30 protein-coding genes and 1 tRNA gene are annotated in these 24480 nt (G+C 66.9%); 3 read left to right on the top strand and 28 right to left on the bottom strand.

Annotated elements, in window-relative coordinates:
* Positions 1-8: 8 nt before the first annotated feature.
* The 21 genes from OK349_RS19010 to OK349_RS18910 all read right to left on the bottom strand — a co-directional run bounded on the left by OK349_RS19010 (position 9) and on the right by OK349_RS18910 (position 14307).
* Positions 9-296, bottom strand: coding sequence for a FliM/FliN family flagellar motor switch protein (locus OK349_RS19010; RefSeq protein WP_265119491.1), 288 nt, complete (start codon positions 294-296; stop codon positions 9-11).
* Positions 293-1060, bottom strand: a complete 768-nt coding sequence (locus OK349_RS19005; RefSeq protein ID WP_265119490.1) for a FliM/FliN family flagellar motor switch protein — start codon at positions 1058-1060, stop codon at positions 293-295. The genes OK349_RS19010 and OK349_RS19005 overlap by 4 nt, the downstream gene beginning before the upstream one ends.
* Positions 1057-2262, bottom strand: coding sequence for a flagellar hook-basal body complex protein (locus tag OK349_RS19000; RefSeq protein WP_265119489.1), 1206 nt, complete (start codon positions 2260-2262; stop codon positions 1057-1059). Before OK349_RS19000 ends, OK349_RS19005 begins: the two co-directional genes overlap by 4 nt.
* Positions 2263-2703: a flagellar hook assembly protein FlgD gene (locus OK349_RS18995; RefSeq protein ID WP_265119488.1), complete on the bottom strand. Its 441-nt coding sequence runs from the start codon at positions 2701-2703 to the stop codon at positions 2263-2265. It abuts the gene before it with no gap.
* Entirely contained in the window at positions 2700-3455 is a 756-nt protein-coding gene (locus tag OK349_RS18990) for a hypothetical protein (protein ID WP_265119487.1), read from the bottom strand. The genes OK349_RS18995 and OK349_RS18990 overlap by 4 nt, the downstream gene beginning before the upstream one ends.
* Entirely contained in the window at positions 3452-3901 is a 450-nt protein-coding gene (locus OK349_RS18985; protein WP_265119486.1) for a hypothetical protein, read from the bottom strand. Before OK349_RS18985 ends, OK349_RS18990 begins: the two co-directional genes overlap by 4 nt.
* Before the next feature lies 1 nt (position 3902).
* A complete protein-coding gene (locus OK349_RS18980) occupies positions 3903-5213 on the bottom strand; it encodes a FliI/YscN family ATPase (RefSeq protein WP_265119485.1) in 1311 nt (436 codons plus the stop codon).
* Between the two features lie 2 nt (positions 5214-5215).
* Entirely contained in the window at positions 5216-5869 is a 654-nt protein-coding gene (locus tag OK349_RS18975) for a hypothetical protein (RefSeq protein ID WP_265119484.1), read from the bottom strand.
* The gene (locus tag OK349_RS18970; RefSeq protein WP_265119483.1) at positions 5869-6213 is read right to left on the bottom strand and encodes a hypothetical protein; all 345 of its coding nucleotides are present in this window, start codon (positions 6211-6213) and stop codon (positions 5869-5871) included. The genes OK349_RS18975 and OK349_RS18970 overlap by 1 nt, the downstream gene beginning before the upstream one ends.
* The gene (fliF, locus tag OK349_RS18965; protein WP_265119482.1) at positions 6197-7438 is read right to left on the bottom strand and encodes a flagellar basal-body MS-ring/collar protein FliF; all 1242 of its coding nucleotides are present in this window, start codon (positions 7436-7438) and stop codon (positions 6197-6199) included. Before fliF ends, OK349_RS18970 begins: the two co-directional genes overlap by 17 nt.
* Entirely contained in the window at positions 7435-7752 is a 318-nt protein-coding gene (locus OK349_RS18960; protein ID WP_265119481.1) for a flagellar hook-basal body complex protein FliE, read from the bottom strand. The genes fliF and OK349_RS18960 overlap by 4 nt, the downstream gene beginning before the upstream one ends.
* A complete protein-coding gene (gene flgC, locus OK349_RS18955) occupies positions 7749-8153 on the bottom strand; it encodes a flagellar basal body rod protein FlgC (protein WP_265119480.1) in 405 nt (134 codons plus the stop codon). Before flgC ends, OK349_RS18960 begins: the two co-directional genes overlap by 4 nt.
* A 12-nt stretch (positions 8154-8165) precedes the next feature.
* Positions 8166-8489: a flagellar basal body rod protein FlgB gene (locus tag OK349_RS18950; protein ID WP_265119479.1), complete on the bottom strand. Its 324-nt coding sequence runs from the start codon at positions 8487-8489 to the stop codon at positions 8166-8168.
* Positions 8490-8522: 33 nt separating this feature from the next.
* Complete coding sequence (flgI, locus tag OK349_RS18945; RefSeq protein WP_265119478.1) at positions 8523-9635, bottom strand: flagellar basal body P-ring protein FlgI; 1113 nt, start codon at positions 9633-9635, stop codon at positions 8523-8525.
* Complete coding sequence (locus tag OK349_RS18940) at positions 9635-10195, bottom strand: flagellar basal body L-ring protein FlgH (protein ID WP_265119477.1); 561 nt, start codon at positions 10193-10195, stop codon at positions 9635-9637. The genes flgI and OK349_RS18940 overlap by 1 nt, the downstream gene beginning before the upstream one ends.
* The gene (locus tag OK349_RS18935) at positions 10192-10620 is read right to left on the bottom strand and encodes a hypothetical protein (RefSeq protein ID WP_265119476.1); all 429 of its coding nucleotides are present in this window, start codon (positions 10618-10620) and stop codon (positions 10192-10194) included. Before OK349_RS18935 ends, OK349_RS18940 begins: the two co-directional genes overlap by 4 nt.
* Complete coding sequence (locus tag OK349_RS18930) at positions 10620-11390, bottom strand: flagellar hook-basal body protein (RefSeq protein WP_265119475.1); 771 nt, start codon at positions 11388-11390, stop codon at positions 10620-10622. The genes OK349_RS18935 and OK349_RS18930 overlap by 1 nt, the downstream gene beginning before the upstream one ends.
* Complete coding sequence (locus tag OK349_RS18925; protein ID WP_265119474.1) at positions 11390-12097, bottom strand: flagellar hook basal-body protein; 708 nt, start codon at positions 12095-12097, stop codon at positions 11390-11392. The genes OK349_RS18930 and OK349_RS18925 overlap by 1 nt, the downstream gene beginning before the upstream one ends.
* A 759-nt stretch (positions 12098-12856) precedes the next feature.
* Positions 12857-13093, bottom strand: a complete 237-nt coding sequence (locus tag OK349_RS18920; protein ID WP_265119473.1) for a hypothetical protein — start codon at positions 13091-13093, stop codon at positions 12857-12859.
* A tRNA-Gln gene (locus tag OK349_RS18915) sits at positions 13062-13136 on the bottom strand. Before OK349_RS18915 ends, OK349_RS18920 begins: the two co-directional genes overlap by 32 nt.
* Before the next feature lie 52 nt (positions 13137-13188).
* The gene (locus OK349_RS18910; protein WP_372340586.1) at positions 13189-14307 is read right to left on the bottom strand and encodes a branched-chain amino acid aminotransferase; all 1119 of its coding nucleotides are present in this window, start codon (positions 14305-14307) and stop codon (positions 13189-13191) included.
* A gap of 42 nt (positions 14308-14349) precedes the next feature.
* On the opposite strand from OK349_RS18910, the gene OK349_RS18905 reads away from it, so the two are divergent.
* The gene (locus tag OK349_RS18905; RefSeq protein ID WP_265119471.1) at positions 14350-14832 is read left to right on the top strand and encodes a MarR family winged helix-turn-helix transcriptional regulator; all 483 of its coding nucleotides are present in this window, start codon (positions 14350-14352) and stop codon (positions 14830-14832) included.
* A gap of 139 nt (positions 14833-14971) precedes the next feature.
* On the opposite strand, the gene OK349_RS18900 is transcribed toward OK349_RS18905, so the two are convergent.
* Complete coding sequence (locus OK349_RS18900) at positions 14972-15577, bottom strand: hemerythrin domain-containing protein (protein WP_265119470.1); 606 nt, start codon at positions 15575-15577, stop codon at positions 14972-14974.
* Positions 15578-15635: 58 nt separating this feature from the next.
* A complete protein-coding gene (locus tag OK349_RS18895) occupies positions 15636-16439 on the bottom strand; it encodes a pyrroline-5-carboxylate reductase family protein (RefSeq protein ID WP_265119469.1) in 804 nt (267 codons plus the stop codon).
* Between the two features lie 166 nt (positions 16440-16605).
* Here OK349_RS18895 and OK349_RS18890 point away from each other — a divergent pair, with 166 nt between their 5' ends.
* Positions 16606-17265, top strand: coding sequence for an FMN-binding negative transcriptional regulator (locus tag OK349_RS18890; RefSeq protein WP_306310672.1), 660 nt, complete (start codon positions 16606-16608; stop codon positions 17263-17265).
* Positions 17266-17270: 5 nt separating this feature from the next.
* Here OK349_RS18890 and OK349_RS18885 read toward each other — a convergent pair whose 3' ends face one another.
* The 5 genes from OK349_RS18885 to OK349_RS18865 all read right to left on the bottom strand — a co-directional run bounded on the left by OK349_RS18885 (position 17271) and on the right by OK349_RS18865 (position 23080).
* Positions 17271-17774: a type III secretion system chaperone family protein gene (locus tag OK349_RS18885; protein WP_265119577.1), complete on the bottom strand. Its 504-nt coding sequence runs from the start codon at positions 17772-17774 to the stop codon at positions 17271-17273.
* 112 nt (positions 17775-17886) lie between these two features.
* A complete protein-coding gene (locus OK349_RS18880; protein WP_265119467.1) occupies positions 17887-18231 on the bottom strand; it encodes an accessory factor UbiK family protein in 345 nt (114 codons plus the stop codon).
* 27 nt (positions 18232-18258) lie between these two features.
* Positions 18259-18810 carry a TspO/MBR family protein gene (locus tag OK349_RS18875; protein ID WP_265119466.1) on the bottom strand — a complete coding sequence of 184 codons (552 nt, stop codon included), beginning with the start codon at positions 18808-18810 and terminating at the stop codon, positions 18259-18261.
* A gap of 62 nt (positions 18811-18872) precedes the next feature.
* Positions 18873-21980 (bottom strand): efflux RND transporter permease subunit, encoded by a 3108-nt coding sequence (locus OK349_RS18870; RefSeq protein ID WP_265119465.1) that lies wholly within the window; start codon positions 21978-21980, stop codon positions 18873-18875.
* Entirely contained in the window at positions 21980-23080 is a 1101-nt protein-coding gene (locus OK349_RS18865) for an efflux RND transporter periplasmic adaptor subunit (RefSeq protein WP_265119464.1), read from the bottom strand. The genes OK349_RS18870 and OK349_RS18865 overlap by 1 nt, the downstream gene beginning before the upstream one ends.
* Positions 23081-23260: 180 nt before the next feature.
* Between OK349_RS18865 and OK349_RS18860 the strand changes: the two genes are divergently transcribed.
* The gene (locus OK349_RS18860) at positions 23261-24478 is read left to right on the top strand and encodes a GGDEF domain-containing protein (protein ID WP_265119463.1); all 1218 of its coding nucleotides are present in this window, start codon (positions 23261-23263) and stop codon (positions 24476-24478) included.
* The last annotated feature ends 2 nt before the right edge of the window (positions 24479-24480 follow it).

Here is a 24480-nt window from a genome sequence, read left to right as displayed (position 1 = left end):
GCATCGCGTCATTCGGGCCATTGCGCAATTTCGGTCAGACGGACGCCGAACTTTTCACCGACCGCGACGAGCTCGCCGCGCGCGACAATCGCCTCACCCAGCCGAAGCTCAACCGCCTCATTCAAGGCGGTTCCAAGCGTCACGGCGTCGCCGGGCTGAAGCGCGGAAAGCTCCGCCACGGTAAGACGCGCCTTGCCGAGCAGCGCTTGGAGCTCGACGCCGACATTCTCGATGATCTTCGCGCTGACCCGCCTTGGCTGATCTGCCGCTACGCTTGACGCTGCATCTTTGGTCACGATTTTCTTCCAATAATCGGTTCGATGATTTCGAGGACGAGCATGTCGGCGTCGCGCGAAACCGTGCAGGTTCCTCTGGGCGTTGGTTCCCCATTGACGGCGAGCGGGGAAGGCGCGGAAAGTTCGCGATCGAGCACCAGCACGTCACCCGGCGACAGCGACTTGAGCTCCAGGACCGTAACACCGCAAGCGCCAAGCTTCGTCGCCAGCTCGATCTCGAGCGGCGCCAGAGCGAGCCCGGGTGAAATCAGTTCCGGTCCGGGAGTCGGGGGCGGCAGGAGCCGCAGCAAGAGCTCGACCCGCTCGGCTTCCGACAGCACGAAGCCAAGGTGGACGGGCACGCGCCTGGACGCGATGTTCCAGGTCGTACCGACCGCAAACGCCGGCGTATCCTCGATGGCACCGGCACTGCTCGCGCCGGCCAGATCGAACTCGCGGACAAGGGTTTCACGCAAGGCCGAAAGGCAGGCCTCGCCAACGGTGTCGAACACCGTCTGGTCGGGCGCCGTTTCGTTTGCGCCGGCCTCGATCTGCAGTGCACATCTCCCCAGCGCCGCCACCGTCTCCTCGGATGTGACGAGCCACGCGCCACGCGCGCATCGAAGCGGCTTGGCTGCGCGCCAGCGCGCGGCGCCGTCTGCGGCGATCTCGACGTCGTCGTCGCCGAACCACGTGCGCGACCATTCGCGCACGATGCCGACGATGCGCCGATCCACCATCGCGAAGCAAGTGTTCGCGGGTAACCATGATCGTGCTTCGGTCATCCCTGGCCGCGAATCCCGAACAGCTGCTGGATCATGTCATTAGAGACGCTCACGATCTGGGAGGATGCCTGGAATCCGCGCTGGATCAGGATGAGGTCGCCGAACTGGCGCGAAAGATCGACATTCGAGGCCTCCAGGCGACGTCCGACCACCTGGCCGACGCGCGGATCGGCGCTGGTCATGATCTCGGGCTGGCCGTTGCCGATCACGCCGAACAGGCTGGCGCCCCGGGATTCAAGCACCTGCGGTTCGCGAAAATCGGCGATCGCGACGGCACCGAGCTGAGTCTTCTGCTCGTTCGAATAGCCGAGCTCAACCTCTCCATCGGCATTGATGCCGACCGAGGTCAGCGAGCCCAGGCCATAGCCGTCCACGGAAGACGTGCTCAGCTGGCTTATCGCACCGCCGGACTGGGAGGTTACGCCCGCAGCAAAGTCCAGCTTGACCGTGAGACTCACGTCCGAGTTAGTAGCGTCGAAGCGAGCCGTGGTTTGATCGATGATACCATTCACGAACTTGAGCGTTTTATCTTCAACGATCGTCTTGCCAGTGCTGTCCGTAACATCGACGTCCCAGAACGTGGCGCCCGGGTTGGTCGTGGTATCGGGATTGGGCTTCTTCGTGAACGTCGCAGTCCATGTGTGCATTTTCCCGGTCGAGTCGTAGACCTTGATATTGCTGACGCTGTGCGGATCTTTCGCATCGGCCGAGAGGTTGTTGGTGAACTTGACGGTCGTCGTCGCCTTGGGCGGATTCGTTCGCGAGAGGTCGATCGACAGCGCGACGGGCTGGTTCGACGCATCGAGCGTCGCGAGACGATAGTTGGTGCCCGTCAGGACGATATACCCTTCCTTATCGATGCTGAAGCTGCCGGTCGTCGTGTAGAGCATCTCGCTGCCGTCGAAGAGCACCAGGAAACCGGTGCCATCGACCGTCAAGTCGAGGTCGCGATCGGTCTGGCGAAGCTCGCCCTGGCGCAGGTCGAGCTGCGACTTGCCGGTCTCGACGCCGCCGCCGGTCCCTTGCCCCTCGAGCGAGAAGGAAAGCCCGCCCAGATCGCTTCGTCCGGCATAATTTTCGAAGGTGACCGTCTGTCCCTTGAACCCCGAGGTGTTGAGGTTGGTGACGTTGTTGCTGACCTGCTTCAATCCGTTCGAATAGGCATTCAGCCCGCTCAGCCCGATATAGATTGCGCCGAACATCTATTCCTCCTCCCTCACCTGGGTGATACTGCCGATGGCGAGCCCGCTGATGGTCCGCCCGTCGCTGGTTTCGATCGTCACAGTCGGGGCGCCGCTCTGGAACGACACCGCAGTGACCTTGCCCGACAGCGTGGCGCTGCCCGCGGGCAGGTCGACCTCGCGCCCGAGAAGCCCGGTCGCCTGATTGGTGGCCTGCGCCGATACCAGCGCTTCCAGACGATCGTTCATCGTCTGAGCTTGCTGGATCTGCGAGAACTGGGCGAGCTGCGAGACGAACTCGAAATTGTCCATGGGCTTCAGCGGATCCTGATAGGTCAACTGAGTCAGGATGATCTTGAGCAGCGCGTCGAAGCTTAGCCCGAACGCGCTCGTCGCTGCGTCATTTCCGTTCGCGGCCGGTTGCTGAGTTTGGGGATCGATGGGGCCAACCTGCATGCTCATTTCTTCCCTGAATTGCGGTTCGCAATCGGCGCCGCGATCAACACTTCATGCGGCGTGAGACCATGCCGAGAGAGAAGCGCCGCGATCTTGTTTGCTAGCCGCTCCCGCTCGTCCCGGCTCAGCGCCTGTGCGGTGACGCGAACCTGCAATCCGCGCTCGATATCGCGGAGGGCGACGCTGAGAAGCGACTGTGCCCGCGCAATACGCGAGCGCCGGTCCGGCAGCTCAGCCGAGAAATTCTCCACGTCGGCAAGAGCCGGCGGTTCGACCGGATGCTCGATCGACGGTGCGACCCGATGTTCGCTCGACGGACGTGGCGCAGCGCCCCGCGCCACAGAAAGCGGCGCCGTCCCGGGACCATCGAGTCTTGCCAGTGTGCGAGAGACGCCTCTGTATCCGGATGCAATCGGCAATACGCCCTCAGCGCGTGGGTCGCTCGCAACCGGATCGACGGGCCGCATGCCATCAACCGGGCACGCTGTCTGCATGTTTCGGTGCGGGCCAGGCCCAGCAGTTTGCATCGTCCGCGTCTCAGCGAAGAAGCCGTCTTCGTTGAAGACCTGCGCCTGCGCCGGGAGCGGATGCGCGCTCACGCCGAGCGGCGGTTCGTCCGGCAGCACGGGGAGGCGTGGCACGGCGATGACCCGCGCCATCAACGCCTCAAAGCTTCCCAAATGCTCCCCGGCCTTGCGCTCGACGCGCGACGGCAAGACGGGTTCCGCAACCGATGATACCGGCGGGCGATCGATCATGCCCGCCTCCAGTGATACGCAACGCGGTCCTCGATCGCCGCAAGTTGTCGTTCCTCATGCTTACGGCGCAGCAGTTGGTCCCGGCGGGCAACGACCGTTTCGGCCTGGCGGAGACGCACGTCCGCCTCGCGCCGAGCAGCCTCGCACGCCGCCAGCGCAATCCGGGCGCCATCTTCACGATCAATCGAATTCGCCAGCACGCGCGCTCGCTCCACCAGCACATCTCCAGCGACGGCGGCGATTTCCGGGCCCAGAACCGCGGATTGCATGATCCGCTGCCAGCCTTGCTGTGCTTGCGTCACAGCGGACTCGCTTGCGATCCTCTCGCGCGCCGCATGCTCGGCGTCGTGCGTCGCCTGAGCTTGCGCCTGCACGGCAAGGCGATGCCGGGCGTCGCACAACGATGTGAGCCGCTTGAGACTGGCGAGGTCGCTCGAACCCGCCACCTTATGCTGCCCTGACCGCGGCGCGCAGGCCGGCGACCGTGTCGGCAAAGCCGGCCTGCTCATCGCGTCCCTGCCGGAGCCAGCCGAGCAAACGATCGCGGCAGCCGATCGCCTGATCGACCTCACGGCTCGCGCCGCTCTTGTACATACCGCTCTCGATCAGGATTCGTGCCTCGTCATAAATGCCGAGCGCCGCAACGGCGTTGCGAGCAGCCGCGCCATGTTCCGTCGCCATGAACCGGTCAGCCAGCCGGCTGATGCTCCGCCCGACGTCGATCGCGGGAAAATGGCCACGCTCCGCGAGTGTCCGCGAAAGCACGATATGACCGTCGAGCAGCGACTTCATCGCCTCCACGATCGGATCGTCAACATCGTCGGTTTCGCTGAGCACGGTCATGATCGCGGTGATCGACCCGCCCGCAGCGCTCGCTCCGCACCGCTCGACGATTCTCGGCAACGCCGCGAACACGCCGGGAGTGTAGGCGCGCACCGTGGGGGGCTCGCCTGCGGCGAGGCCGATCTCGCGCAGCGCCATGGCGTAGCGGGTCGCCGAATCGATGATCAGCAACACATCGCGCCCCTGATCGCGCCAAGCTTCTGCCAGGCACAGCGCGGTATCGACCGCGCGTGCGCGAAGGCTCGGGCTTTCGTCGGAGGTCGCCGCGATCAGCGTCACGGGCAGCGCATCGGCGCGTTCGGACATCGTGCGCCACATGCCCTCGACCTCGCGGCCGCGCTCGCCGACCAGACACAGGATGCAATGGTCGCAGGCGGCCTGGGCGGCGATCTGCTCGATCAGGCTGGTCTTGCCGACGCCGCTGGCCGCGAAAATCCCGATCCGCTGTCCCCATCCGAGGGTAAGCAAGCCATCGATCGCGCGAACGCCCGTCGGCAACAGCCGCGTGGGCGTCGCGCGGTGGAGCGTCGCCAACAGCGTCCCGCCCGGTTGCACGAACCGGTCCGGCTTGATCGGTTCCCCGCCGTCGAGCGGCCGCCCGACGGCATCGATTGCGCGTCCGGCATAGGCCTCGCCTACCCCGACATGCGCCCCGCCACAGCGGCCTCGCACCTTGGCACCGAGGCGGATGGCGTTGCCATGCTCGAGCGGCATAAGCGTGAGGCCCGCGCCGTCTATGGCGGCTACTTGCGCGAGCACGCGCCAATCGCCGTCATAGTCGTCAAGCTCGCACAGATCGCCGAGCACGCAGGCGGGGCCGGTCGCACGAACGTGAGTCGAGGCGATCGCCGTGACATAGCCATAGGGGGCGACGAGCTCAGCTTCGCGCAGGCGCGTCAGGAAGGGATGCTCCATGGCTATATGCTCGCCATGTCGCGAAGCACTGCCGCCAGCGATTGCCATTGGCATGTCAGGTCAAGATCTGCTTGACCCAGCATGCAGTCGAGCGTGGCTTGCCCTCCCGCCAGCGTCGCCTCGCGAACGACCTCGATCGAGCTGCCCGCCCCGCGCAGCCGCCCGGTGAGCTCGACCAGGCTCGCCTCGTCCGCGAAATCGGCCATGCTGACCCGCACGCGAACCACGCCCGTGGCCCTGAGCTCGGCAACCTGACACGCAATGAACGAAGCGCTCAGCCGCGCCGGCGCGGCGGGATCGTCGAGCAATCGGGCCAGCGCGACCTCGGCGAGTTCGGCCGCCAGTCGATCAAGGCCAGCCAGCTTCTGATCGAAAATTCGCGCCGCACCGGTCAGCGCCTCCTCCAACGCCGCCAGCCTAGCGGCCTCGCGGCTCTCTGCCTGCGCGAGCCCGTCGCGCCGGCCACGTTCGACTGCCTCCTCGACCGCACGCGCATGCTCGCGGCGCAGATCGTCGATCGCGGCCTCGGCCTCGCCAAGCTGACCGCGGAGCGCCGCGCACTCCGCTTCCAACGGATGCGCGACAGGCGCCGCAGGCGGCCGTTCGCCGGCGAAGGTCCGCACCTCATCAGCGTTGCACGGCGACAGCAACGCCATCACGCGCTTCCCCGCTTCCTGAACAGGCCCCCGGCGACGTCTGCCAGCGATGCGCCACGCGCCGTTTCGGGGACAGACCGAGGGGCTCCGTCCTTAGCCGCTCGCCGCAACGCTCCTTGCACAGTCGGGGTCAGCGGCGACGTGCCGGCATCGAGCTCGGCGATCCGCTCGAGGAGTGCCGGCGAATAGCGATCCGGCGCGGGGGCGCGCTGTCCCGTACGCAACCGCTCGAGGCGCTGGCGCTGCTGAGGCGACAATCGCTTGAGGATCGCCGCCCGGTCCGGGGTGGCCAGTGCATCCAGCTTTTCGATGAGCAGCGTGATCGGCTCATCCGTGCTGAGCATCGCCCGGCTCCTCAGTTAGTGCGAGCTGCCGCTGCAGCCTGGCGGCGAAGGCGTCATGCTCGTCGCCGGTCATTCGCGAGCGCCGGCGCGCGACGACCGCGACACCCAAGACGGCGGCCACGGCAGCGAGCAGGATCCAGGGCCAAATCGACATCGCCGGCGCCGGCCAGACCGCAGGGGCGCCTGGAGCCTCCTGCTGCGGAACGTCCGCAACCTGGGGCGCCCTCGCCGCGACCGGCGGAGCGACCGGCCCGGATGCGATCGCGAGCGGCCCGATCTCCAACTCGATGCTATCCCCCCGGCCGGGGTCGGCCTTGATCGACCGGACCACCGCGTCCCGCACCACCGCCTGATCCTCGCCGGGGATGGCGGCCGGGGTGACGAGCAGAATCCGCAGCGCAAAGTTGCGGGTATCGCTCTCGCCCGGTGCCATCGGCAGGGCGCCGGTCGCGGCGCCGGTCTGGACCAGCGCCCGCACGCTGAATTTGCCGGGCCCGAGGATCGGCTCGACGGCAGTGCGTACCCGGGCCGCGTAATAGGCCTGGATCGCGCCCCGCTCGTCGAGGTCGCTTGTGATCTGGGACGGCACGGCTGCGCTGATTACTCGGCCATGGCCATCCAGCAGGACAACCTTTGCCTCGGTCAGGTCAGGCACCGCCGCGGCGACGAGACGCTGGATACCGGCCACCCGCGCCGGATCGAGGAGCCGGCCTTGCTTCATCGTCACGGTGACCGCTGCCGAAGGCTCGGTTCGTTCACCGCGGAACAGGCTCCGCTCGGGCAGGCCGAGATGCACGCGCGCCGTCTCCACGCCTTCCATGGCCGTGATCGTGCGCACGAGCTCCCCCTGCAGCGCGCGCTGGTAGTTGATCTTCTGCGCGAAGTTGGTCAGCCCCATGTCCGACTTGTTGAACAGCTCGAACCCAATCTGACCGCGCGCCGCGGCATCCGATCCCGCGATCGCGACCCGGGTCGCATCAGCCTCGCTCGCCGGCACCCGGATCGTGCCGCCGCCGTCCTCGATGCGATAGGAGACGGCGCGCTTGTCGAGCTCGGCGACGATTGCCGACGCCTCTTCCGCCCGAAGCCCGCTTGCCAACACGGCGTAATCCGCGCGCAAGAACAGGAAATAGCCCAGCGCCAGCGCGGCGAAGATCGCCGCGAGGACGCCGCCAAAGACCAGATACTGCCTGCGCGATGCGAAGTCCGACATGGCGTCGTTCACAGCTGCATGTTCATGAGTTCGCGGTAGCCTTCGACGAGGCGCGTACGCACCTGCATCGCGAGCTCGACCGACAGCCGGGCCTGCTCGAGCGCGATCGTGACCTGGTGCACCGGGATCGAATCATCGACCGCGAACCGCTGAACCAGCTGCTCGGCCGTTTCGAGCTTGGCGTCGACCGCCCGCAGCCCGGACATAAGTACCTCGCCAAAGCCTTTATGCGGCAATTGGGCGGCCGACACCGAGAAGCCGGGATCGAGCCCTTCAATCGCTGGCGCGGAAAGACTAAGCGCCGCCACCGGATCGACCGCGCTCATGCCTTGTTGCCTAGGTCAAGGGCGCGCGCGTACATCTGCTGCGCGATCGAGAATGCCGTGAGATTAGCCTCGTAAGCGCGCGACGTCTTGATGAGCAGCGTCATCTCTCCAGCGTGATCGATCGCCGGATAGGTCACATATCCTTCCGCATCGGCATGTGGATGGCGGGGTTCGTGCACGCGACGGTCGGCACCGCCCGTCGCGACCATGCCTTGGACCGCAACGCCCTTGGGTGCGCCGCGGACGATGGTCGAGAATTCGGCCTGAGGTCCGGAAAGCAGGCGTTGCGGACGATAGGCGCCGCCCGCCGCATCCCGCGTCGTGTTCATGTTGGCGAGGTTCTGCGCGATCACCTGCAGGCGCTGCCACTCGACGTCGAGCCCGGTGCGGCTGATCTCCATGGCGTCCATGGCTTATCTCCCGCCCGAGACGACGGCGCGATGCAATGCCATCTGACGGCCGAGCAGATCGATCAGCGCGCCATAGCGCATGCTGGTCTGCGCCGCGGTCGCGATCTCGAGATCGAGCCGCAGTTCGCCTGGGATCGGCGCATCGGCAGCGAGATAGGTCCGCGGCTCGACCGCCGCGATCGCGGCGGCATCCTTCCCGGCGGCGGCCCTGAGATTTGCCTCGAAGCTGACGGCGAGTGGCCGATAACCAGGCGTCCCGGCATTGGCGATATTCTCCGCGGTCACCTTCTGCCGGGCGTGCAGCCCGTCGAGCGCCTTGGCGATCAAGATGGACGTAATGGGATCCATGTGTCCTGGGTCCTATTGAACGATGATATCGGCGTGCAGCGCGCCGGCTGCCTTGATCGCCTGGAGGATCGAGATGATCCGCCGCGTATCGACGCGCGCGGCGGTCAGTGCCTGGACGAGGTCGGCGACGCTGGTGTTCGGGAAGCGAAACGTCCGATCGCCCTCGCCCTGACTGACCTCCAGCTTGGTGTTGGTGACGACGAGGCTGCGCACATCGCTCGCGAAGCCCGAGATGAAGCTCGGCTGCGACGCATAATTCTCCGCCGTGACGGTGACCTTGATGTCGCCTTGCGCAATCGCGACGCTGCTGATCATCACCTCGCTGCCGGCGACCACCGTTCCGGTCCGCTCGTTGATCACGACACGCCGCGCGCTGTCGGGCTCGACCAGCACGTTCTCAAGATTGGCGACGAACGCGGTGAGCTCGCTCGCGCCACCGGCGTAGCGGATGCGAACCTCGTCGGCGTTGCGGGCGAGCGCCGTTCCAGCACCGAGGCGGCCGGAGATGCGCTCGGCGATCCGCTGCGCAGTCGAGAAGCTCGGATTGGCGAGCAGGAACGAAAGCTCGCCATCCGTCACCGAGACCGCCGACTGAACCGAGGTCTCGATCGTCGCGCCGCCCGGAAGCACCGCGCTGGTCGGATAGTTGCGCTGCTGCTGGTTGAGCTCGCTCTCGAACCTGTAGCCGCCGGCGAGCAGCGGCCCTTGCGCAAGCGCATAGGGGCGCTGGTCGGGGCCCAGGAGCGGGGTCATGATGAGCGTGCCTCCCGCGAGGCTGCGCGCATCACCGATCGAGGAGACGATGACGTCGATCCGGTCGCCGACATTCGCCGAGGGCGGCAGCACCGCGGTCACCATGACCACCGCGACGTTGCGGCTGCTGATGTCATCTTCGCTGACGCTCGTGCCGAGCCGGCTCAGTACATTGCGCAGCGCCTGGCGCGTGACGACGCTGCGTCGCGTATCGCCCGATCCCGAGAGACCCGTGACCAGGCCATAGCCGACCAGCGCATTCTCGCGCCAGCCGGCGAACCGGCCGAGATTCTTGAGGGGCACCTGTTGCGCGAGCGCCGGCCAGGGCGCCACCAGGCACAGGGCTACAACCACGGAAAGGAAGTGACGCATCAGCCCAGTCCCAGCAGGCTGAACAGCCGATTGATCAGGCCCGGCTTCGCGCTGCGCGAGACGAAGCCCTTGCCGTTATAGTCGATCTCGGCGTCGGCGATCCGGCTCGACAGCACGGCATTGTCCCCGGATATGTCGGCCGCACGGATACGGCCCCGCACCGCGATCAACGTCGTCTCGCCATTCACCCGGATCTGCTGCCGGCCGACGATCCGATAGTCGCCATTGGGCAGGATCTGCTCGATCGAGACGCTGAGCTGGGCCAACAGCCGCTCGCTCCGCCGCGCTTCCCCGCGCCCGGAATAGCCCCCGCCAAAGCTCAGCGCGCCGCCCTCGTCGATCCCGCCGGCGCGCAGGCTGGCACCGGTGTCGGTGGTCTTGCGGGTGGTATTCTGGGTCGTGTTCGAGGCCTCGGCGACCTGATGCACGATCACCGTGATCGAGTCGCCCACCTGGGTCGCGCGGCGGTCGGCCGCCATCGCTGCCCAGTTGCTGCCCTGGAACAAGTCCTGCCCGGCCGCGCCCGCCGCCAGTAGCGTCAAGGATAACGCGAGGCTCATCGGATCGCTGGCGCCGCGTTCGGTACCGCGATCGCGGCGGCGAAGACGTTGCCGTCCGCATCGCGGACAAACACGCGCTGGCCGGCACGGGCGGGCTGAAGCGTCGTGACCTCACGTTCGACGATCGCGGGACCCGCGCTCGCCCGAAGCGTCACGCGCGCGCCTTTGGGAAGCAGCGGGGCGGCCGCTGCCGGCAACCGGCCAAGATAGGCCCCGGCAGGCAGCGCTTCCCTCGCCGTCAGCGATCCGCTCATGCGATCGAAACGTGCCCATCGCGTGCCGCGGGGCTGCTTGCGGCAGTCGACCGGCACGAGCAGCTCGGCCGAGATCTGCTCGCCCGCGGCAATGTCACGCACGGTCGCGACGCAGGCCGCTCGCGGCGCGTCCTCCGCGGCCATCGCCAGCACCGCGATCGCCAGAAACATCAGCGGCGCAGCCCGTTGACGATGCCCATGAGCTGGTCTGCCGCCTGAACCACCTGCGCGCTGGCGGCATAGGCGCGCTGGACCATGATCAGCTGGACCATCTCGTCGGTAAGCTGGACGTTGGAGCGCTCGAGCGCACCCTGCACGAGCAGCCCCGCACCGTCGTCGCCAGGCTCCGCCTCGGTCAGCACATGCGCCTCGTCGACCCGATAGAGGCCGCCATCGAGCCGCGTGACCCCGCTCACATCTTCGAGCCGGACCAGTCGGATCTGACCGATCTCGACTGCATCGGCCTCGTCTCCCAGCTTGGCGCTGACCGTGCCGTTCTTGTCGATCGAAAGCTCGGTGGCATCGCGCGGGAGCGAGATCGCCGCCTTGAGCGCAAGACCGCCCTCGGTCGCCAGCATCCCATCGTCGAGGATCTTTAGCCCGCCGCCGCGCCAGAGCAGCGTCTGCCCGGCCGGCCCCATCAGCTCGATGAAGCCGGCGCCCTCGATCGCCAGGTCCATCGCGCGGCCGGTGCGCTGGATCTCGCCTTGCGTATCGAGCGCGAGCCGGACGTCCATCGTCACGCCCGCAACGCTCGGGTCGTCGATGGGGACATTAGTGAGAGGCTGCGCGTCGGTCCGGTTTGACACTAGGTCCGCATAACGCACTTGCGCGCGCTTGAATCCCTGGGTGTTGACGTTGGCGATGTTGCTCGCGAGCACTTCGAGCGCCCGCTGTTGCGCGCGCATCGCGATCGCGCCGACTTCGAAAGCCTCGCTCATCAGCCGCGCTGTCCCAGCGTAGTGAAGGCGCGGCCCATGAGCTCGTCATAGACCTGGACGAGGCGCGCCCCGGCTTCGGCCTGGCGGGTCGCGGTCATCAAGCTCAGCATCTCGTCTCCCAGGGATGTGTTGGCACCCTCGAGCATCCCTTGCCGGACGCTCGCCACGGCGGTCTCGTTCATGCCGCTCGGCGGCGCGGCAAAGGTGCTGCCGCTGACCGGCACGAGCTCGACGCCCGCCTCCGGCACTGCGAGCGCCACCTGCCCGATCGGCTGGCCCGCATCGAGGGCGGTCCCGTCCTGCGTGATCTCGATCCGGTCGTGCGCGACGACAAGGTCGCCGCCGCCTGCCTGCTGAAGGGTATAGCCGCCGGGGCTCAGGAGCCGCCCGTCCTCGGCGCGATCGAACTGTCCCTGCCGCGTATAGTAGAGTTCGCCATTTGGCGCGGCGACCACGAAGAAGCCCTCGCCCTGCAGCGCGAGATCGTATTTGTTACCGGTCGCGCGCAACGGGCCCTGGGCGAAATCGAGCTGCGGCGCGGCCGGCTCAGCTTCGCCGCCGCCCACCGTCCGTTCGACGATGGCGGCCTGGAAGCGCCGTGCCTTGTAGCCCGGCGTCGTCATATTACCGATATTTTCCGAGGCCAGACGGGTACGATCCCCCGCGCCCGCAAGAATGGCCAACGCCGACTCGACTAACCCCGACATCCCGAACCCCCCGGACTGTGCCATTATGGGACACAACCTTCGGGCTACGTCAACGGGGTCTCTGCAGGGCCTCGCAATTATTAGGGGGGGAATTGAAATTATATATGAATATCAAAATCTTACGACGCCAGCATCCGACAGACCTCGGCCGAGTCGGGTCGATGTCTTTGTATTTGACATAAATGTCAAGTGATTCTCTTGGGGTAATCCATTAACTCATTCCACCTGCCCTTTCGGCCAGGGCCGCTAATGAGAAAGATTCGGGGCGCCAGCACCACACCGGGCCGTAAGAGCCTCACGCGCAGCATATTTAGTAAATATACCCGTACTATGAAGTCAGTTAGTAAAAAAACTCCATAGCTTGTCTGAAATTACATTTCTACGAACAACTTCGGTCATCGAATCATTTCGATCGCTGATCCACAGGAATTTATCGTTCTTCTTTGAAAGTAAATTCTACGACGTGACCCCTATAGTTAATCACCTCAATGAATCCGTTGATGACACCGGATAGATTACCTACCTTGTTCAAAACTTGTTCAAATCTAGCAAATACGTATCCGTCGCCGGTGCCACCGCCCGTTGCCCCATTGTCGAATCTCAAAGAAATCTTCGGTATTATTTCACGATTCCAAGAATATGTTTGTATGATTTTCCTTCTTAGTTCGATAAATTCCTCAGGAGATTCCGATCCGGAAATTCAGAATTATATTGGGATACAGAGGATGGTGCTTGATCTGTCCGAGTCGGGCCTTCCTTTCAGTTCTGAATGATACTGGTACGGAACATAGAGCAGATGCGTGAACCCGCGGCGCTGTCGGCGTTGAACGCATGAGTAACCAGTGCCTCGCTCCCGTCATGACCAGTGCCCGCCAGAAGAGCGCGCGCCAGTGTATTGCCGTTGGCATCGACGGTCTTCGATACAGTTTTCAACGCGTTAGAGCCGAATCCCGAGGGATTCGATTGGCTGGGGCGGCTGGATTCGAACCAGCGCATGGCGGTACCAAAAACCGCTGCCTTACCGCTTGGCTACGCCCCAGCATTCGCGGAAGGCACGCCCTTAGTGTGCCCTTCCGCGGATTGGAAGAGGTTCAGGCGAAGCGGTGGACCCAAGCGTGCGGGTCGGGTGCCTGGCCGCGCTGGATCGCGGTGAGCTTGGCCTTGAGCGCCTGCGTCACCTGCCCCGGGCCGCCGCCGCCGATCGTGAATTCGCCGTCGCGGCCCTTCACCTTGCCCACCGGGGTCACCACCGCCGCGGTGCCGCAGGCGAAGGTCTCAACCAGCCTGCCGCTCGCCGCATCCGCCCGCCACTGGTCGATCGCATAGGGCGCCTCGCGCACCGCGATGCCCTGGTCGCGCGCCAGCGTCAGGATCGATTCGCGGGTGATGCCGGGCAGGATCGTGCCGCCGAGCGGCGGGGTGGCGATGCTGCCGTCGTCGAACACGAAGAACAGGTTCATGCCGCCCAGCTCCTCGACCCAGCGGCGCTCGGCCGCGTCGAGGAACACCACCTGGTCGCAACCCTCGCGGATCGCCTCGGCCTGCGCCACCAGGCTCGCGGCATAGTTGCCGCCGCACTTGGCCGCGCCAGTGCCGCCGGGTGCGGCGCGGGTATAGTGATCCGAAACCCAGATCGACACCGCCGGCGCGCCGCTCTTGAAATAGGCGCCCGCGGGCGATGCGATGACGAGATAGAGATATTCCGCCGCGGGCTTCACCCCCAGGAACACCTCGCTCGCGAACATGAAGGGGCGCAGGTAGAGCGAGCCGCCCTCAAGTCTCGGGATCCACTCGCGATCGGCCTTCACCAGCGCCTCGATCGAGCCGAGGAAGAGGTCGTCGGGCAGCTCGGGCATCGCCATGCGCTGCGCGGATTCGCGGAAGCGGCGCGCATTCTCGAGCGGGCGGAACAGCGCGATGCCGCCATTCTCCAAGCGATAGGCCTTGAGCCCCTCGAAGATCTCCTGCGCATAGTGCAGCACCGCGGTCGCCGGATCGAGCGTCAGCGGCCCGCGCGCGGTGATCTTCGCATCGTGCCAGCCCTTCGCGTCCGACCAGCGCACCATCGCCATGTGATCGGTGAACAGCTTGCCGAAACCGGGATTCTCCAGCAATGCCGCGCGCTCGCTGGCGGCGACCGGGCTGGGATTGGCTTCGAACTGGAACGTCGCGCTGCTCACTCCACTCTCCTGCTTTTCAGGCTCGAACATGCCGGTTGCGCACGCCTAAGCCCGATGGCAAAACAGGTCAACATGGCTGTCCCAACTGCCTCTCCCCTGTTCCTGCGCGAAGCCGAGATACGGCGCGGGGTCGAATTGCTCTATTTCGGCTACAGCCATCTGACGCGCTCGATCGACGAGCGGCTGGCGGCGCAGGGCCTCGGCCGCGCACACCATCGCGCGCTCTATTTCATCGCGCGTCAGCCCGATCTGACGGTGGGCGAGCTGATCGCGCTGCTCGCGATCACCAAGCAGTCGCTCGGCCGCGTGCTGGGCGACCTCGCCGAGCGCAGCCTGATCGAGACGCGCCCGGGCCGCGAGGACCGACGCCAGCGCCTGCTGCGGCTCACCGATGAAGGGACGAGGCTCGAGGCCGAGCTGTTCGATGCGCTGCGCGACAAGATGTCGGCCGCCTATTCGAGCGCCGGCCAAGGCGCGGTCGGCGGCTTCTGGGCCGTGCTGGAGGGCCTGATCCCCGAGGCCGAGCGCAAGCGGGTCTCGGCGCTGGGGCGGTAGGCGCGCCCTCCCCACTTACCTCCGTATGCTGAACTTGTTTCAGCATCCATCGTGCCACCAGCGGCTTGGTCGCCTGTGGAGAGATGGACCCTGAAACAAGTTCAGGGTGACGGCAGTGGAAGGAGAGCGCTCTACTCGCTCACGCCACCTTGAACCCTTCCTTGTTCATCGCGGTCGTCAGCGTCTTGTTCTTCTCCTCCGACAGCTGCGTGCGCAGCGCCGGGAACAGCCGCTCCTCTTCCTCGTCGATATGCTCCTCGAGGTCGGCGCGGAACTTGCGCACCTTCTCCAGGAACCCAGGGCCGGTATTGGGCATGTTCTCCAGCTCGTAGAGATACTGTTTCACATAGCCATGCTCGCGGGTGAGCTCGTCGGCCTCCTCGATCTTCCCCGCCTCGCGCAGCGCGGGGTAGATCACATTCTCCTCCTCGATCGCATGCTTGGCGAGCGCGTGCTTGATCTGCATCAGCAGCATCGCGCGCCGGCCCGAGGCCTTGTCCTCGGTCGCCTCGATCGCGTCGAACAGCTTGAGCACCGCCTGATGCTCGGCGATCAGCCCGTCCATCCAGTCGCCCGCCAGCGCGGTCGCCGACTGCACCGCGGCCTTGCGCCCGAGCATCGCCAGCACGCCCAGCGCAGCGCCGCCGGCCACCGCCCCGGCGATCGCGCCGAAGCCGCCGATGCGGCTGCCATTCTCTTCCTTGAAGCGGCCCTTGCTGTCGCGGGCCTGAGTCGTCGTCGCCATCGCCTGCCTCCGTCAAAAGCGTGTGGCGCTTCAACCAATCGGCGGCGACGACGTTCCGCTAACCCCGCGCTGCGGCAGCCATTTCCGCGTCGCGCCGCACCGACGCCGCGAGCGTCTCGGCCAGCAGCCGCTTGATCGCATCCTCCGCGTCGAGCACGTTCAACCCCGCGCGCGTCGAGCCGCCCGGGCTCGCGACCTTGTCCGCCAGCGCAGCGGGCGTGTCGCTCGATGCGGCCGCGAGCAGCGCCCCGCCCTCGACCGTCGCCAGCGCCAGCCGCAGCGCCTGATCGGCTGGAAGTCCGAGCTGCACCCCCGCCGCCGCGAGCGCATCGATGAAGCGATAGGCATAAGCCGGCCCGCATCCGCTAAGGCAGCCCATGACGTTGAATTGCTCGGCCCCGGCCCATTCGACCAGCCCGAGCGGCGCCATCAGCGCCTCGACCGATGCGCGTGCGTCGGGCCCGGCACTGTCCGATTGCAGGATCACCACGCCCTTGCCGAGCTCGACCGGCAGATTGGGCATCGCCCGCACGATCGCCCGCGCGTCGAACCGCGCCGCGACCGCCGCCTCGTCCGCCCCGGCGAGGATCGACACCAGCAGCGGCACGCCGGCGATCCGGTCAGCCACCTGCTCCGCCACCTCGTCGATCTGCTGCGGCTTCACCCCCAGCATCACCGCATCGGGCAACGGCCCCTCGGGCAGCACCCGTCCCTGCCGCACGCCGTCGGGCAGCTCCTGCTCCCGCCGGTTGAGCACGAACACCTCCGCGCCCAGCACCGTCCCCGCCGCGATCCACCGCCGCAGCATCGCCCCGGCCATATTGCCGCAGCCGATCAGCCAGAGGGTCTTGGGAACTGCCACCTCTCACTCCCAACCGTCACCCCAGCCCTGTGCCGGGGTCCACCGCGCGGTCGGCAATGCCGCCGGAACCGCAAGCAAAGCCCTTGCGGCAAGCTGGAGCCCGGCACAAGGCCGGGGACGAGTGCGGCGGTTTGTAACCCGGTAGCCGAACGACGGCTTTCCAAATATGAGACCCGACCAGGGAGTCAGCGAAGCCATGTACCGTCCTCCAGCTTTCCGCGAAGACCGCTTGGACATCCTGCATGATGCCATCCGGGCACACCCGCTCGGCACGCTCATCACTGGCGGCCCATCGGGCCTGATCGCCAATGTCCTGCCGTTCAGCCTTCGCGCCGACCCCGGCGGCGACGTGCTGCGCGCCCATCTCGCCAAGGCGAACGAGCAGATCGTGGACTTGCGAGCCGGGACGCCCGCGCTGGTGATGTTCCAGGGCCCCCAAGCCTATGTCAGTCCTTCATGGTACCCGACCAAGCAGGACCATGGGAAAGTCGTACCAACCTGGAACTACGTCATCGTGCAGGCTTGGGGTACGCCGGCCATCATCGATGATTCGAAATGGGTGCTGGACCAGATTGGCGAGCTTACGGCCGCGCATGAAAGCGAACGGCCTGAACCATGGAACGTCACCGACGCGCCCGAGACCTTCATTGCCGCGCAGTTAAAGGGGATCGTCGGCCTGGAGCTGCCGATCGAACGCATCAAAGGCAAATGGAAGACCAGCCAGAACCAGCCGGAGCCGAACCGGCTTGGCGTTATCGACGGGCTGCGCCGTGACGGCCACCACGCGCTTGCGGATGCGGTGTCGGCGCAAGCAACCGGCCGCTAGCCGCCCTACGCCTCGCCCTGTGTCTCGATCAGCGCCGCCGCCAGCGCTTCCTTGGGCGACTTCCCGCCCCACAGCACGAACTGGAATACGGGGTAGAAGCGCTCGCACTCGTCGATCGCGCTCTCGATCAGCAGCTCGGCTTGGGCGAGCGTCATCGATCCGCCGTCCTCGCCCGCGATCATCGCGGCGTGGCGGAACAGCAGGATGCCGCTCGACGACCACAGCTCGAAATGACCGATCCACAGCTGCTCGTTGACCAGCCCGATCGCCTCGTAGATGTCGCTGCGCCGCTCATCGGGCACGCGCACGTCGGGGAACGCCAGGAACTGGAGCACCCCGTCGTCCTCGCGCCAGATCGCACGCAGCTCATATTCGGTCCAGCTGCCCTTTACGCGGGCGACGATCTCGTCGTCCTCGCGCTCATGGCTCCAGCCATGCGCCGCGTAATAGTTTTCCAGCATGTCGATCGGCGCGGCATCGTCGCGCTCATATTCGCTCTCGTCGAGCATCCGGTCGTCCTCCGCCCGGCCCTTGCCTGAGCGCATGGGTGCCTTGCCTCGTTGCGCTGCACAAGCGCTGATGGTGAACAAAGCGTAAATAGGTGTGGAAAAATGCGGGCCGTTACAGCGCCGGATCGGCATCGCCCTTCTTGGTCCGCACCTTCTTCGGCGCCGCGGCCTTGGGGGCTTTCGCCGCCTTGGCAGCGGGCGCCGCAGCCGCGCCGCCCAGCTTCGCTTCGAGCGCCTCGATCCGCGCCTTGAGCACTTCATTCTCGTCGCGCGCCGCCGCGGCCATCGCCTTCACCGCCTCGAACTCGTCGCGCGCGACGAAGTCCATGCCGCCGACAAAGCCCTTGAAGCGCTCGCGTGCCGCCGCCTCGCCCTCGCGCGCCATCCCCGCAAAGGTTCCGGCCGCGCCGTTGATGACCTTCACGAAGTCGTCGAAAATGCGGTTATCGCTCTGCATGTAACTCGAACCTAATACTGGAATATTTCAAATTGCCATTTGGGGTGCGGATTGGCCCGGCACAAGAGTTTCGGCGTTGGGGTTCAGCTGGTCGATCTTGTAGTTGAGCACGCCCGCGAAGCACAGCCACGCCAGATAAGGCACCATCAGCCACGCTGCGCCCTTGCGGATCCGCGCGAACAGGATCGTGGTGGCGAGCGCCAACACGAAGATCACACCAAGCAGCACCTGCGCCGCCGACACCTGGTGAAAGCCGAAGAACAACGGCGACCAGGCAAGGTTCGCCGCCAGCTGCACCGCGAACAGCGCCAGCGCCGGCCCGCGCAGCCGCGATCCGCGCGCGTTGACGATCATCGCCAGCGCGAGGCCGAGCAGCACGTAGAGCGTGGTCCACGCCACCGGGAACACCCAGCCCGGCGGGGTCTCGGCGGGCTTCTGCAGCATCTGGTACCATAGATTCGCCTCCCCGCTCGGGAACAGCCGTCCCGAGGCGAAGCCGAGCAGCAGGATGAACGGTACCGTGACGATCGCCCAGCGCAGAAAGGCGAGGCGCAACTGACCCTTGGACGCAATCTCCATCGAACCTCTCTTCAGGGCGATGCTTACGCGGGCATTACTCGGCCGCCATTACTCTGCCACCATTACTCCGCCGGCTGCGGCGCCCCCATCGCCGCGTCCAGCTCACGGCTCACTGCTTGGGGCGAACCGGTCCACTTCGCAAGCCTGCTGTAGAGGATCGGGATCAGGAACAATGTGATCAGCGTCGCCAGGATCACGCCGAACACGATCACCACGCCGATCGCCTGGCGCGCGGCGGCGCCCGCGCCGCTCGCGATCATCAGCGGCACGGCGCCGGCCGCGGTCGCGATCGAGGTCATCAGGATCGCGCGCAGGCGGCGGGCGGAGGCCATGCGGATCGCCTCGGCGATCGACTTGCCCTCGTCGCGCAGCTGGTTGGCGAATTCGACGATCAGGATGCCGTTCTTCGCCGCCAGCCCCACCAGCATGACGATGCCCACCTGGCTGTAGAGGTTGAGCGTCTTGCCCATCAGCGCGAGCCCGAGCATGCCGCCCGCCACCGCCAGCGGCACGGTCATGATGATCACCCCGGGATGCACGAAGCTCTCGAACTGCGCGGCGAGCACCAGATAGACGATCACGATGGTCAGCGCGAAGACGAGCAGGATCGATCCGCCGGTCTCGACGAACGCCTGGCTCTCGCCGCGATAGCCCACCGCGATCACCTCGGGCGACGCCGCCGCCTGGTTCTGCAGGAAGGTCAGCGCCTCGCCCAGCGAATAGCCTGGCGCCAGGCCGCCCGACAGCGTGATCGCGCGCAGCTTGTTGAACCGGCCAAGGTCGCGCGGGCCGGACATTTCGCGCGTCGTCACCAGATTGGACAGCGGCACCAACCCGCCGTCGCGCGCGCGGACATAGATGCTGGCGAGGTTGGCGAGCGTCGAGCGCCCTGCCGCATCCGCCTGCACGATCACGCGATATTCCTCGCCGCGATCGACATAGGTCGAGACGCGGCGCGAGCCGAGCAGCGTCTGCAGCGCCTGGCTGACGTCGTTGACCGATACGCCCAGGTCGCCCGCGCGCGTCGTGTCGACCTCGACGCGCAGCTGCGGCTTGGTTTCCTTGTAGTCGGAATCGAGGTTGACGATCCCCGGATTGTTCGCCGCCGCCGCCAGGATGCGGTCGCGCGCGACGGCCAGGTCCTCATAGGTGTTGCCCGCGATCACGAAGCCGATCGGCTGGCCGCGTCCGCGGCCCAGCGCCGAGCGCACCTGCGCGTTGCCGCGCACCGCCGGCTCGTCGGCGAGGATGCGGTTGATTTGCTGCGCCACTTGCTGGGTGGTCGTCTCGCGATCCTCCCAGGGCTTCAGGAACACGACGAACGCGCCGTTGTTGAAATCGTCGCTCGCGCCGAACCCGCCCGGGGTGCGCGTGATGATCGACCGCACCGCGCCGTTGCCGCCATCGATCATCGGCAGCAGCTTGGCCTGCGTGTCGGTCATGTAGCGGTCCATCTGGTCGAAGCCGGTGCCCTCGGGCGCGGTCAGCTGGACTTGTGCGACGCCCTGGTCCTCGGCCGGCACCAGCTCGGCCTGGAGCGTCAGGAATCCCGCCACCGCGACACCCAGGAACAGCACGACGCCGATCAGCGGGATCAGCGGCCGGTTGATCGCCCTGTCGAGCCAGCGCCCGTAGAATCGCTCCAGTTTCTGGAACTGGTCATCGATCCAACCGGTGAAGCGCCCGCGCTCCTGCTTCTTGAGCATCTTCGAGCACAGCATCGGCGTCAGGCTCAGCGCGAGAAAGCCGGAGAAGGCGACCGCGCCGATCATCGCCACCGCCAGTTCGCGGAACAACAGGCCGGTCTGGCCGGCGAGGAAGCAGATCGGCACGAACACCGCGCAAACCACCAACGTGGTCGAGATCACGGCAAAGCCCACCTGCCGCGTGCCCTTGAACGCGGCGACGAGCGGCGGCTCGCCTTCCTCGATGCGGTGATAGACATTCTCGAGCACCACGATCGCGTCGTCGACGACCAGGCCGATCGCCAGCACCAGCGCGAGCAAGGTCAGCAGGTTGATCGAGAAGCCGAACAGCCACAGCACCGCGAACGCGCCGAGCAGGCAGATCGGCACCGTCACCGCCGGGATCAACGTCGCGCGCCACGATCCCAGGAACAGGAAGATCACCGCGACCACCAGCACCGCCGCCTCGATCAGCGTGTGCCACACGCCGTCGATCGCACGGCCGATGAACTGCGAATCGTCCGATCCGACGGTGATCGTCATCCCCTCGGGCAGGCTCGGGCGAATCTCCTCGGCGGTCCTTTTCGCCGCGTCGGCCACTGCCAGCGTGTTGGCGCCCGACTGGCGCACCACGCCCAGGCCCACCGCCGGCTGCCCGTTGAGTCGGAACGAGCTGTACGGATTCTCCGCCTCCTGCTCGACCTTCGCGACGTCGCCCAGCCGCACCAGATAACCATCGGGCCCGCGCCCGACGACCAGCCCGGTGAAGCTCTCGGGCGATCCGAACGGCCGGTCGACGCGTAGCGTCACATTCTGCTGCTGCGATTCGATCCGCCCGGCGGGCAGCTCGACATTCTGGTTGCGCAGCGCAGTCTCGACGTCGGCCGGGGTCAGCGCGAATGCCGCGAGCTTGGTGGCGTCGAGCCACACGCGCATCGAGGGCCGCGCCTCGCCGCCCACGAACACCCGCGCCACGCCGTCGATCGTGCTGAACCGGTCGACCAGGTTGCGGTCGACATAGTCGGACAGCTGGAGCCGGGTCCAGCCCGGCCGCGAGATGACGAGGAACAGGATCGGGTTCGAATCCGCATCGACCTTGCGCACCTCGGGCGCCAGCGCCTCCTCGGGCAGGTCCTCGGTCACGCTGCCGATGCGGTCGCGCACGTCGTTGGCGGCGGAATCGATGTCGCGGCCCGGGCGGAACTCGATCGAGATGTCCGATGAGCCGTCGCGCGAGCGCGAGGTGATCGTCTCGATCCCCTCGATGCCCGACAGCACTTCCTCGATCGGCTGGGTGATGCGCGCCTCGACCACGCTCGCCGCGGCGCCGGTATAGACGGTCTCGACCGACACCACCGGCGGGTCGGTGTCCGGATATTCGCGCACCGACAGGCTCATGAACCCGACCGCGCCGACGATCGTCAGCAGGATCGCCAGCACCGCCGCGAAGACGGGCCGCCGGACCGAGACGTCGGAAAGCTGCATCAGCCGGCCTTGCCCGTTGCCGCCGGCTTGGGCGCGGCCCGCGTCGTACCAGTGGCGACCGCCTTGGGCTGCGCATCACCCGCGCCGCCGGTGCGCACGTCCTGGCCCTCGGCGATCTTGACCACGCCCTCGGTCACCACGCGCTGCCCGGCGCGCAGGCCTTCGACGATCTCGACCACGCCGTTCTGTCGCAGCCCGGTGCGCACCTTGAGGCGCTTGGCCTTGCCGTTCTCGACGGTGAAGACATAGCTCTGCTCGCCCTCGCCGACGATCGCCAGCTCGGGCACCGCGGGCGAGGTGCGCGCCTGCGCCTCGATCGCCACCGTCAGCAGCATCCCAGGCTTGAGCCGGCGGTCGCCATTGGGCAGCACCGCGCGCACCGTCGCCGCGCGCGTCTGCGGGTTGAGCACCGGGTCGACCGTGTCGATCGTGCCGCGGAAGGGCTGGTCGGGATAGGCGGCGGCGACCGCCACGATCGGCTGGCCCGGCCGCACCTGCGCCAGCAGCGTCTCGGGCACCGCAAAGTCGAGCTTGATGCGGCTGACGTCGCTCACCGTGACGATCTCGGTGCCCGCGGTCACCACCGCGCCAGCGGAGATGTTGCGCAGCGACACCCAGCCGCCGAACGGCGCGCGCACAACGCGGTCGGCGATCCCCGCGCGCGCCTCGGCCGCCTCGCCACGCGCCGCGCCCGCCAGCGCGACCTGCGCGTCGACCGCGCTGCGCGTCGCGAAGCCGCGCGCCTTCAGCTCTTCGAGCCGCTCGAGCTGCTGATGTGCCTCGCGCGCCCGAGCCTGCGCCTGGGCGAGCTGCGCATTCTGCGTGCCCGCTTCGAGCACCGCGATCACTTGGCCCTTGCTGACATAGGCGCCGTCGTCGAAATTGAGCCGCACGATGCGCTGCGTCACCGGCGCGGTCAGCGTCACCTGCTCGTTCGCGCGCGCCGTCCCCACCGCATCGATCCGCTCGACGAAGCGCGCCGGCTGCACCGGTGCCACGGTCACCAGCGGCGCCGTGCGCCCCTTCTTCTCGGCGGCGTCGCCACCACCACAAGCTGAAAGCATCGCCGCAGCGGCGAAGAGGGTGAGGATCGTTCGCATGAACCCAGTGCGCTATGGACACCAAAGGAGGAAGGCAAGCTTGTCACACGTATTTGTCGCAAAAGTGTGTCAGTTGTTTCGCAGTGCAGCATGAAACCGGGGACACCGTTATACCCGTTCCGGTGACTCGTTGACACAATCCCAACCTTTGCCTGCGATCGGCGCTTTACGGCGCACGCGATGCTGCCGCCGGATTCAGGGGCAGGAAGCGCGGCACTCGGCATGTTCCACCGCAACGATTTCGCCAGCACGCCCGACGACCGCTACGCGCGCCAGCTGCGCCGCGGCTTCCGGCGGCTGCGCTTCGAGCCGGTGGTCGAGGCCGAGTATCGCCGCACGCTGATCGAGACGGAGCGGCTCTCCGCGGCGATCTGCGCAGGCGTCGGGGCATGCGTGTGGTTCGCCTTCGCGCTGCTCGATCTCCACCGCATCTCGGCGCTCGGCCTGTGGCAGCGCATGGATCCCGCGGTGTGGTTCTGGCTCGGCGCGCGCTGGTCGGTGCTGGTCATCCTGATCGGCGGCGCGCTGATCATCCGCAACCGCCGCGGCGACTATGGCTGGCTGTCCTGGACGATGTACACCGCGATGGGTCTGGCCATCTCCTTCACTGCATGGATCATCCACGCCGAGGGCGGGTTCGCCGCGGACAGCGCGCAGATCGTCGTGGTGATGGCGGCCTTCCTGCCGCTCGGCCTCACCTTCCGCCGCGCGCTCGCCGCGGCATTGGTCGTGGCGGCGGTCTCGATCCTGGTCCTGCTCGTGCTCGATGCGCACCACGAGCTCCCGCATCGCGTGCAGATCGCCGCGATATTGGTGCTGGCGGTGCCGGTCGCGGCAATGGGCGGCTATCTGCGCGAACATTCGCAGCGCCGGCAGTTCCTGCTCACCGCGATCCTCGACCGTCAGGCGCATACCGATCCGCTCACCGACCTCGCCAATCGCCGCAGTCTGTTCGCGCATGCCGAGCGCGTCGCGCAGCTCGCCGCGCGCGATGGCTGCGGCGTCGCGCTGGCGATCATCGACGTCGATCACTTCAAGCATTTCAACGACAGCTATGGCCATGGCGCCGGCGACCTCGCGCTCCAGCGCGTCGCCGAGGCGCTGGGCGCGGACCTGCGCACCCCGTTCGACACGGCCGCGCGGCTCGGCGGCGAGGAGTTCTGCGTCCTGCTCTATGGCGTCACGCGCGACGCGGCGCAGGCGCGATTCGACGATCTGCTCGAACGTGTCCGGCAGCTCGGCATCCCGCACGTCGGATCGCCCGCCGGTTTCCTGACGCTGAGCGGAGGCGCAGCGATGCTCGGCCCCCACGGGCGTTTCGACGTCCTCGCCAACCGCGCCGACGCCGCGCTCTACCGCGCCAAGCGCGAGGGACGCGACCGGCTGCGCTGGGCCTAACC

It is taken from the genome of Sphingomonas sp. BT-65 (assembly GCF_026107375.2).
GTDB lineage: Bacteria > Pseudomonadota > Alphaproteobacteria > Sphingomonadales > Sphingomonadaceae > Sphingomonas.
The sequence above is the reverse complement of the archived record's forward strand: the minus strand, read 5'-3'. Positions and strand labels throughout refer to the sequence as shown.

What these genes read in the sequence shown, in the direction of transcription:
- OK349_RS19005 (WP_265119490.1), bottom strand. Translation starts at nt 1,060, where the DNA reads ATGACCGAAGCACGATCATGGTTACCCGCGAACACTTGCTTCGCGATG.
- OK349_RS19000 (WP_265119489.1), bottom strand. Translation starts at nt 2,262, where the DNA reads ATGTTCGGCGCAATCTATATCGGGCTGAGCGGGCTGAATGCCTATTCG.
- OK349_RS18995 (WP_265119488.1), bottom strand. Translation starts at nt 2,703, where the DNA reads ATGAGCATGCAGGTTGGCCCCATCGATCCCCAAACTCAGCAACCGGCC.
- OK349_RS18990 (WP_265119487.1), bottom strand. Translation starts at nt 3,455, where the DNA reads ATGATCGATCGCCCGCCGGTATCATCGGTTGCGGAACCCGTCTTGCCG.
- OK349_RS18980 (WP_265119485.1), bottom strand. Translation starts at nt 5,213, where the DNA reads ATGGAGCATCCCTTCCTGACGCGCCTGCGCGAAGCTGAGCTCGTCGCC.
- OK349_RS18975 (WP_265119484.1), bottom strand. Translation starts at nt 5,869, where the DNA reads ATGGCGTTGCTGTCGCCGTGCAACGCTGATGAGGTGCGGACCTTCGCC.
- OK349_RS18970 (WP_265119483.1), bottom strand. Translation starts at nt 6,213, where the DNA reads ATGCTCAGCACGGATGAGCCGATCACGCTGCTCATCGAAAAGCTGGAT.
- OK349_RS18960 (WP_265119481.1), bottom strand. Translation starts at nt 7,752, where the DNA reads ATGAGCGCGGTCGATCCGGTGGCGGCGCTTAGTCTTTCCGCGCCAGCG.
- flgC (WP_265119480.1), bottom strand. Translation starts at nt 8,153, where the DNA reads ATGGAGATCAGCCGCACCGGGCTCGACGTCGAGTGGCAGCGCCTGCAG.
- flgI (WP_265119478.1), bottom strand. Translation starts at nt 9,635, where the DNA reads ATGCGTCACTTCCTTTCCGTGGTTGTAGCCCTGTGCCTGGTGGCGCCC.
- OK349_RS18940 (WP_265119477.1), bottom strand. Translation starts at nt 10,195, where the DNA reads ATGAGCCTCGCGTTATCCTTGACGCTACTGGCGGCGGGCGCGGCCGGG.
- OK349_RS18935 (WP_265119476.1), bottom strand. Translation starts at nt 10,620, where the DNA reads ATGTTTCTGGCGATCGCGGTGCTGGCGATGGCCGCGGAGGACGCGCCG.
- OK349_RS18930 (WP_265119475.1), bottom strand. Translation starts at nt 11,390, where the DNA reads ATGAGCGAGGCTTTCGAAGTCGGCGCGATCGCGATGCGCGCGCAACAG.
- OK349_RS18925 (WP_265119474.1), bottom strand. Translation starts at nt 12,097, where the DNA reads ATGTCGGGGTTAGTCGAGTCGGCGTTGGCCATTCTTGCGGGCGCGGGG.
- OK349_RS18920 (WP_265119473.1), bottom strand. Translation starts at nt 13,093, where the DNA reads ATGCGCTGGTTCGAATCCAGCCGCCCCAGCCAATCGAATCCCTCGGGA.
- OK349_RS18910 (WP_372340586.1), bottom strand. Translation starts at nt 14,307, where the DNA reads ATGTTCGAGCCTGAAAAGCAGGAGAGTGGAGTGAGCAGCGCGACGTTC.
- OK349_RS18905 (WP_265119471.1), top strand. Translation starts at nt 14,350, where the DNA reads ATGGCTGTCCCAACTGCCTCTCCCCTGTTCCTGCGCGAAGCCGAGATA.
- OK349_RS18900 (WP_265119470.1), bottom strand. Translation starts at nt 15,577, where the DNA reads ATGGCGACGACGACTCAGGCCCGCGACAGCAAGGGCCGCTTCAAGGAA.
- OK349_RS18890 (WP_306310672.1), top strand. Translation starts at nt 16,606, where the DNA reads ATGAGACCCGACCAGGGAGTCAGCGAAGCCATGTACCGTCCTCCAGCT.
- OK349_RS18885 (WP_265119577.1), bottom strand. Translation starts at nt 17,774, where the DNA reads ATGCTCGACGAGAGCGAATATGAGCGCGACGATGCCGCGCCGATCGAC.
- OK349_RS18880 (WP_265119467.1), bottom strand. Translation starts at nt 18,231, where the DNA reads ATGCAGAGCGATAACCGCATTTTCGACGACTTCGTGAAGGTCATCAAC.
- OK349_RS18875 (WP_265119466.1), bottom strand. Translation starts at nt 18,810, where the DNA reads ATGGAGATTGCGTCCAAGGGTCAGTTGCGCCTCGCCTTTCTGCGCTGG.
- OK349_RS18870 (WP_265119465.1), bottom strand. Translation starts at nt 21,980, where the DNA reads ATGCAGCTTTCCGACGTCTCGGTCCGGCGGCCCGTCTTCGCGGCGGTG.
- OK349_RS18865 (WP_265119464.1), bottom strand. Translation starts at nt 23,080, where the DNA reads ATGCGAACGATCCTCACCCTCTTCGCCGCTGCGGCGATGCTTTCAGCT.
- OK349_RS18860 (WP_265119463.1), top strand. Translation starts at nt 23,261, where the DNA reads ATGCTGCCGCCGGATTCAGGGGCAGGAAGCGCGGCACTCGGCATGTTC.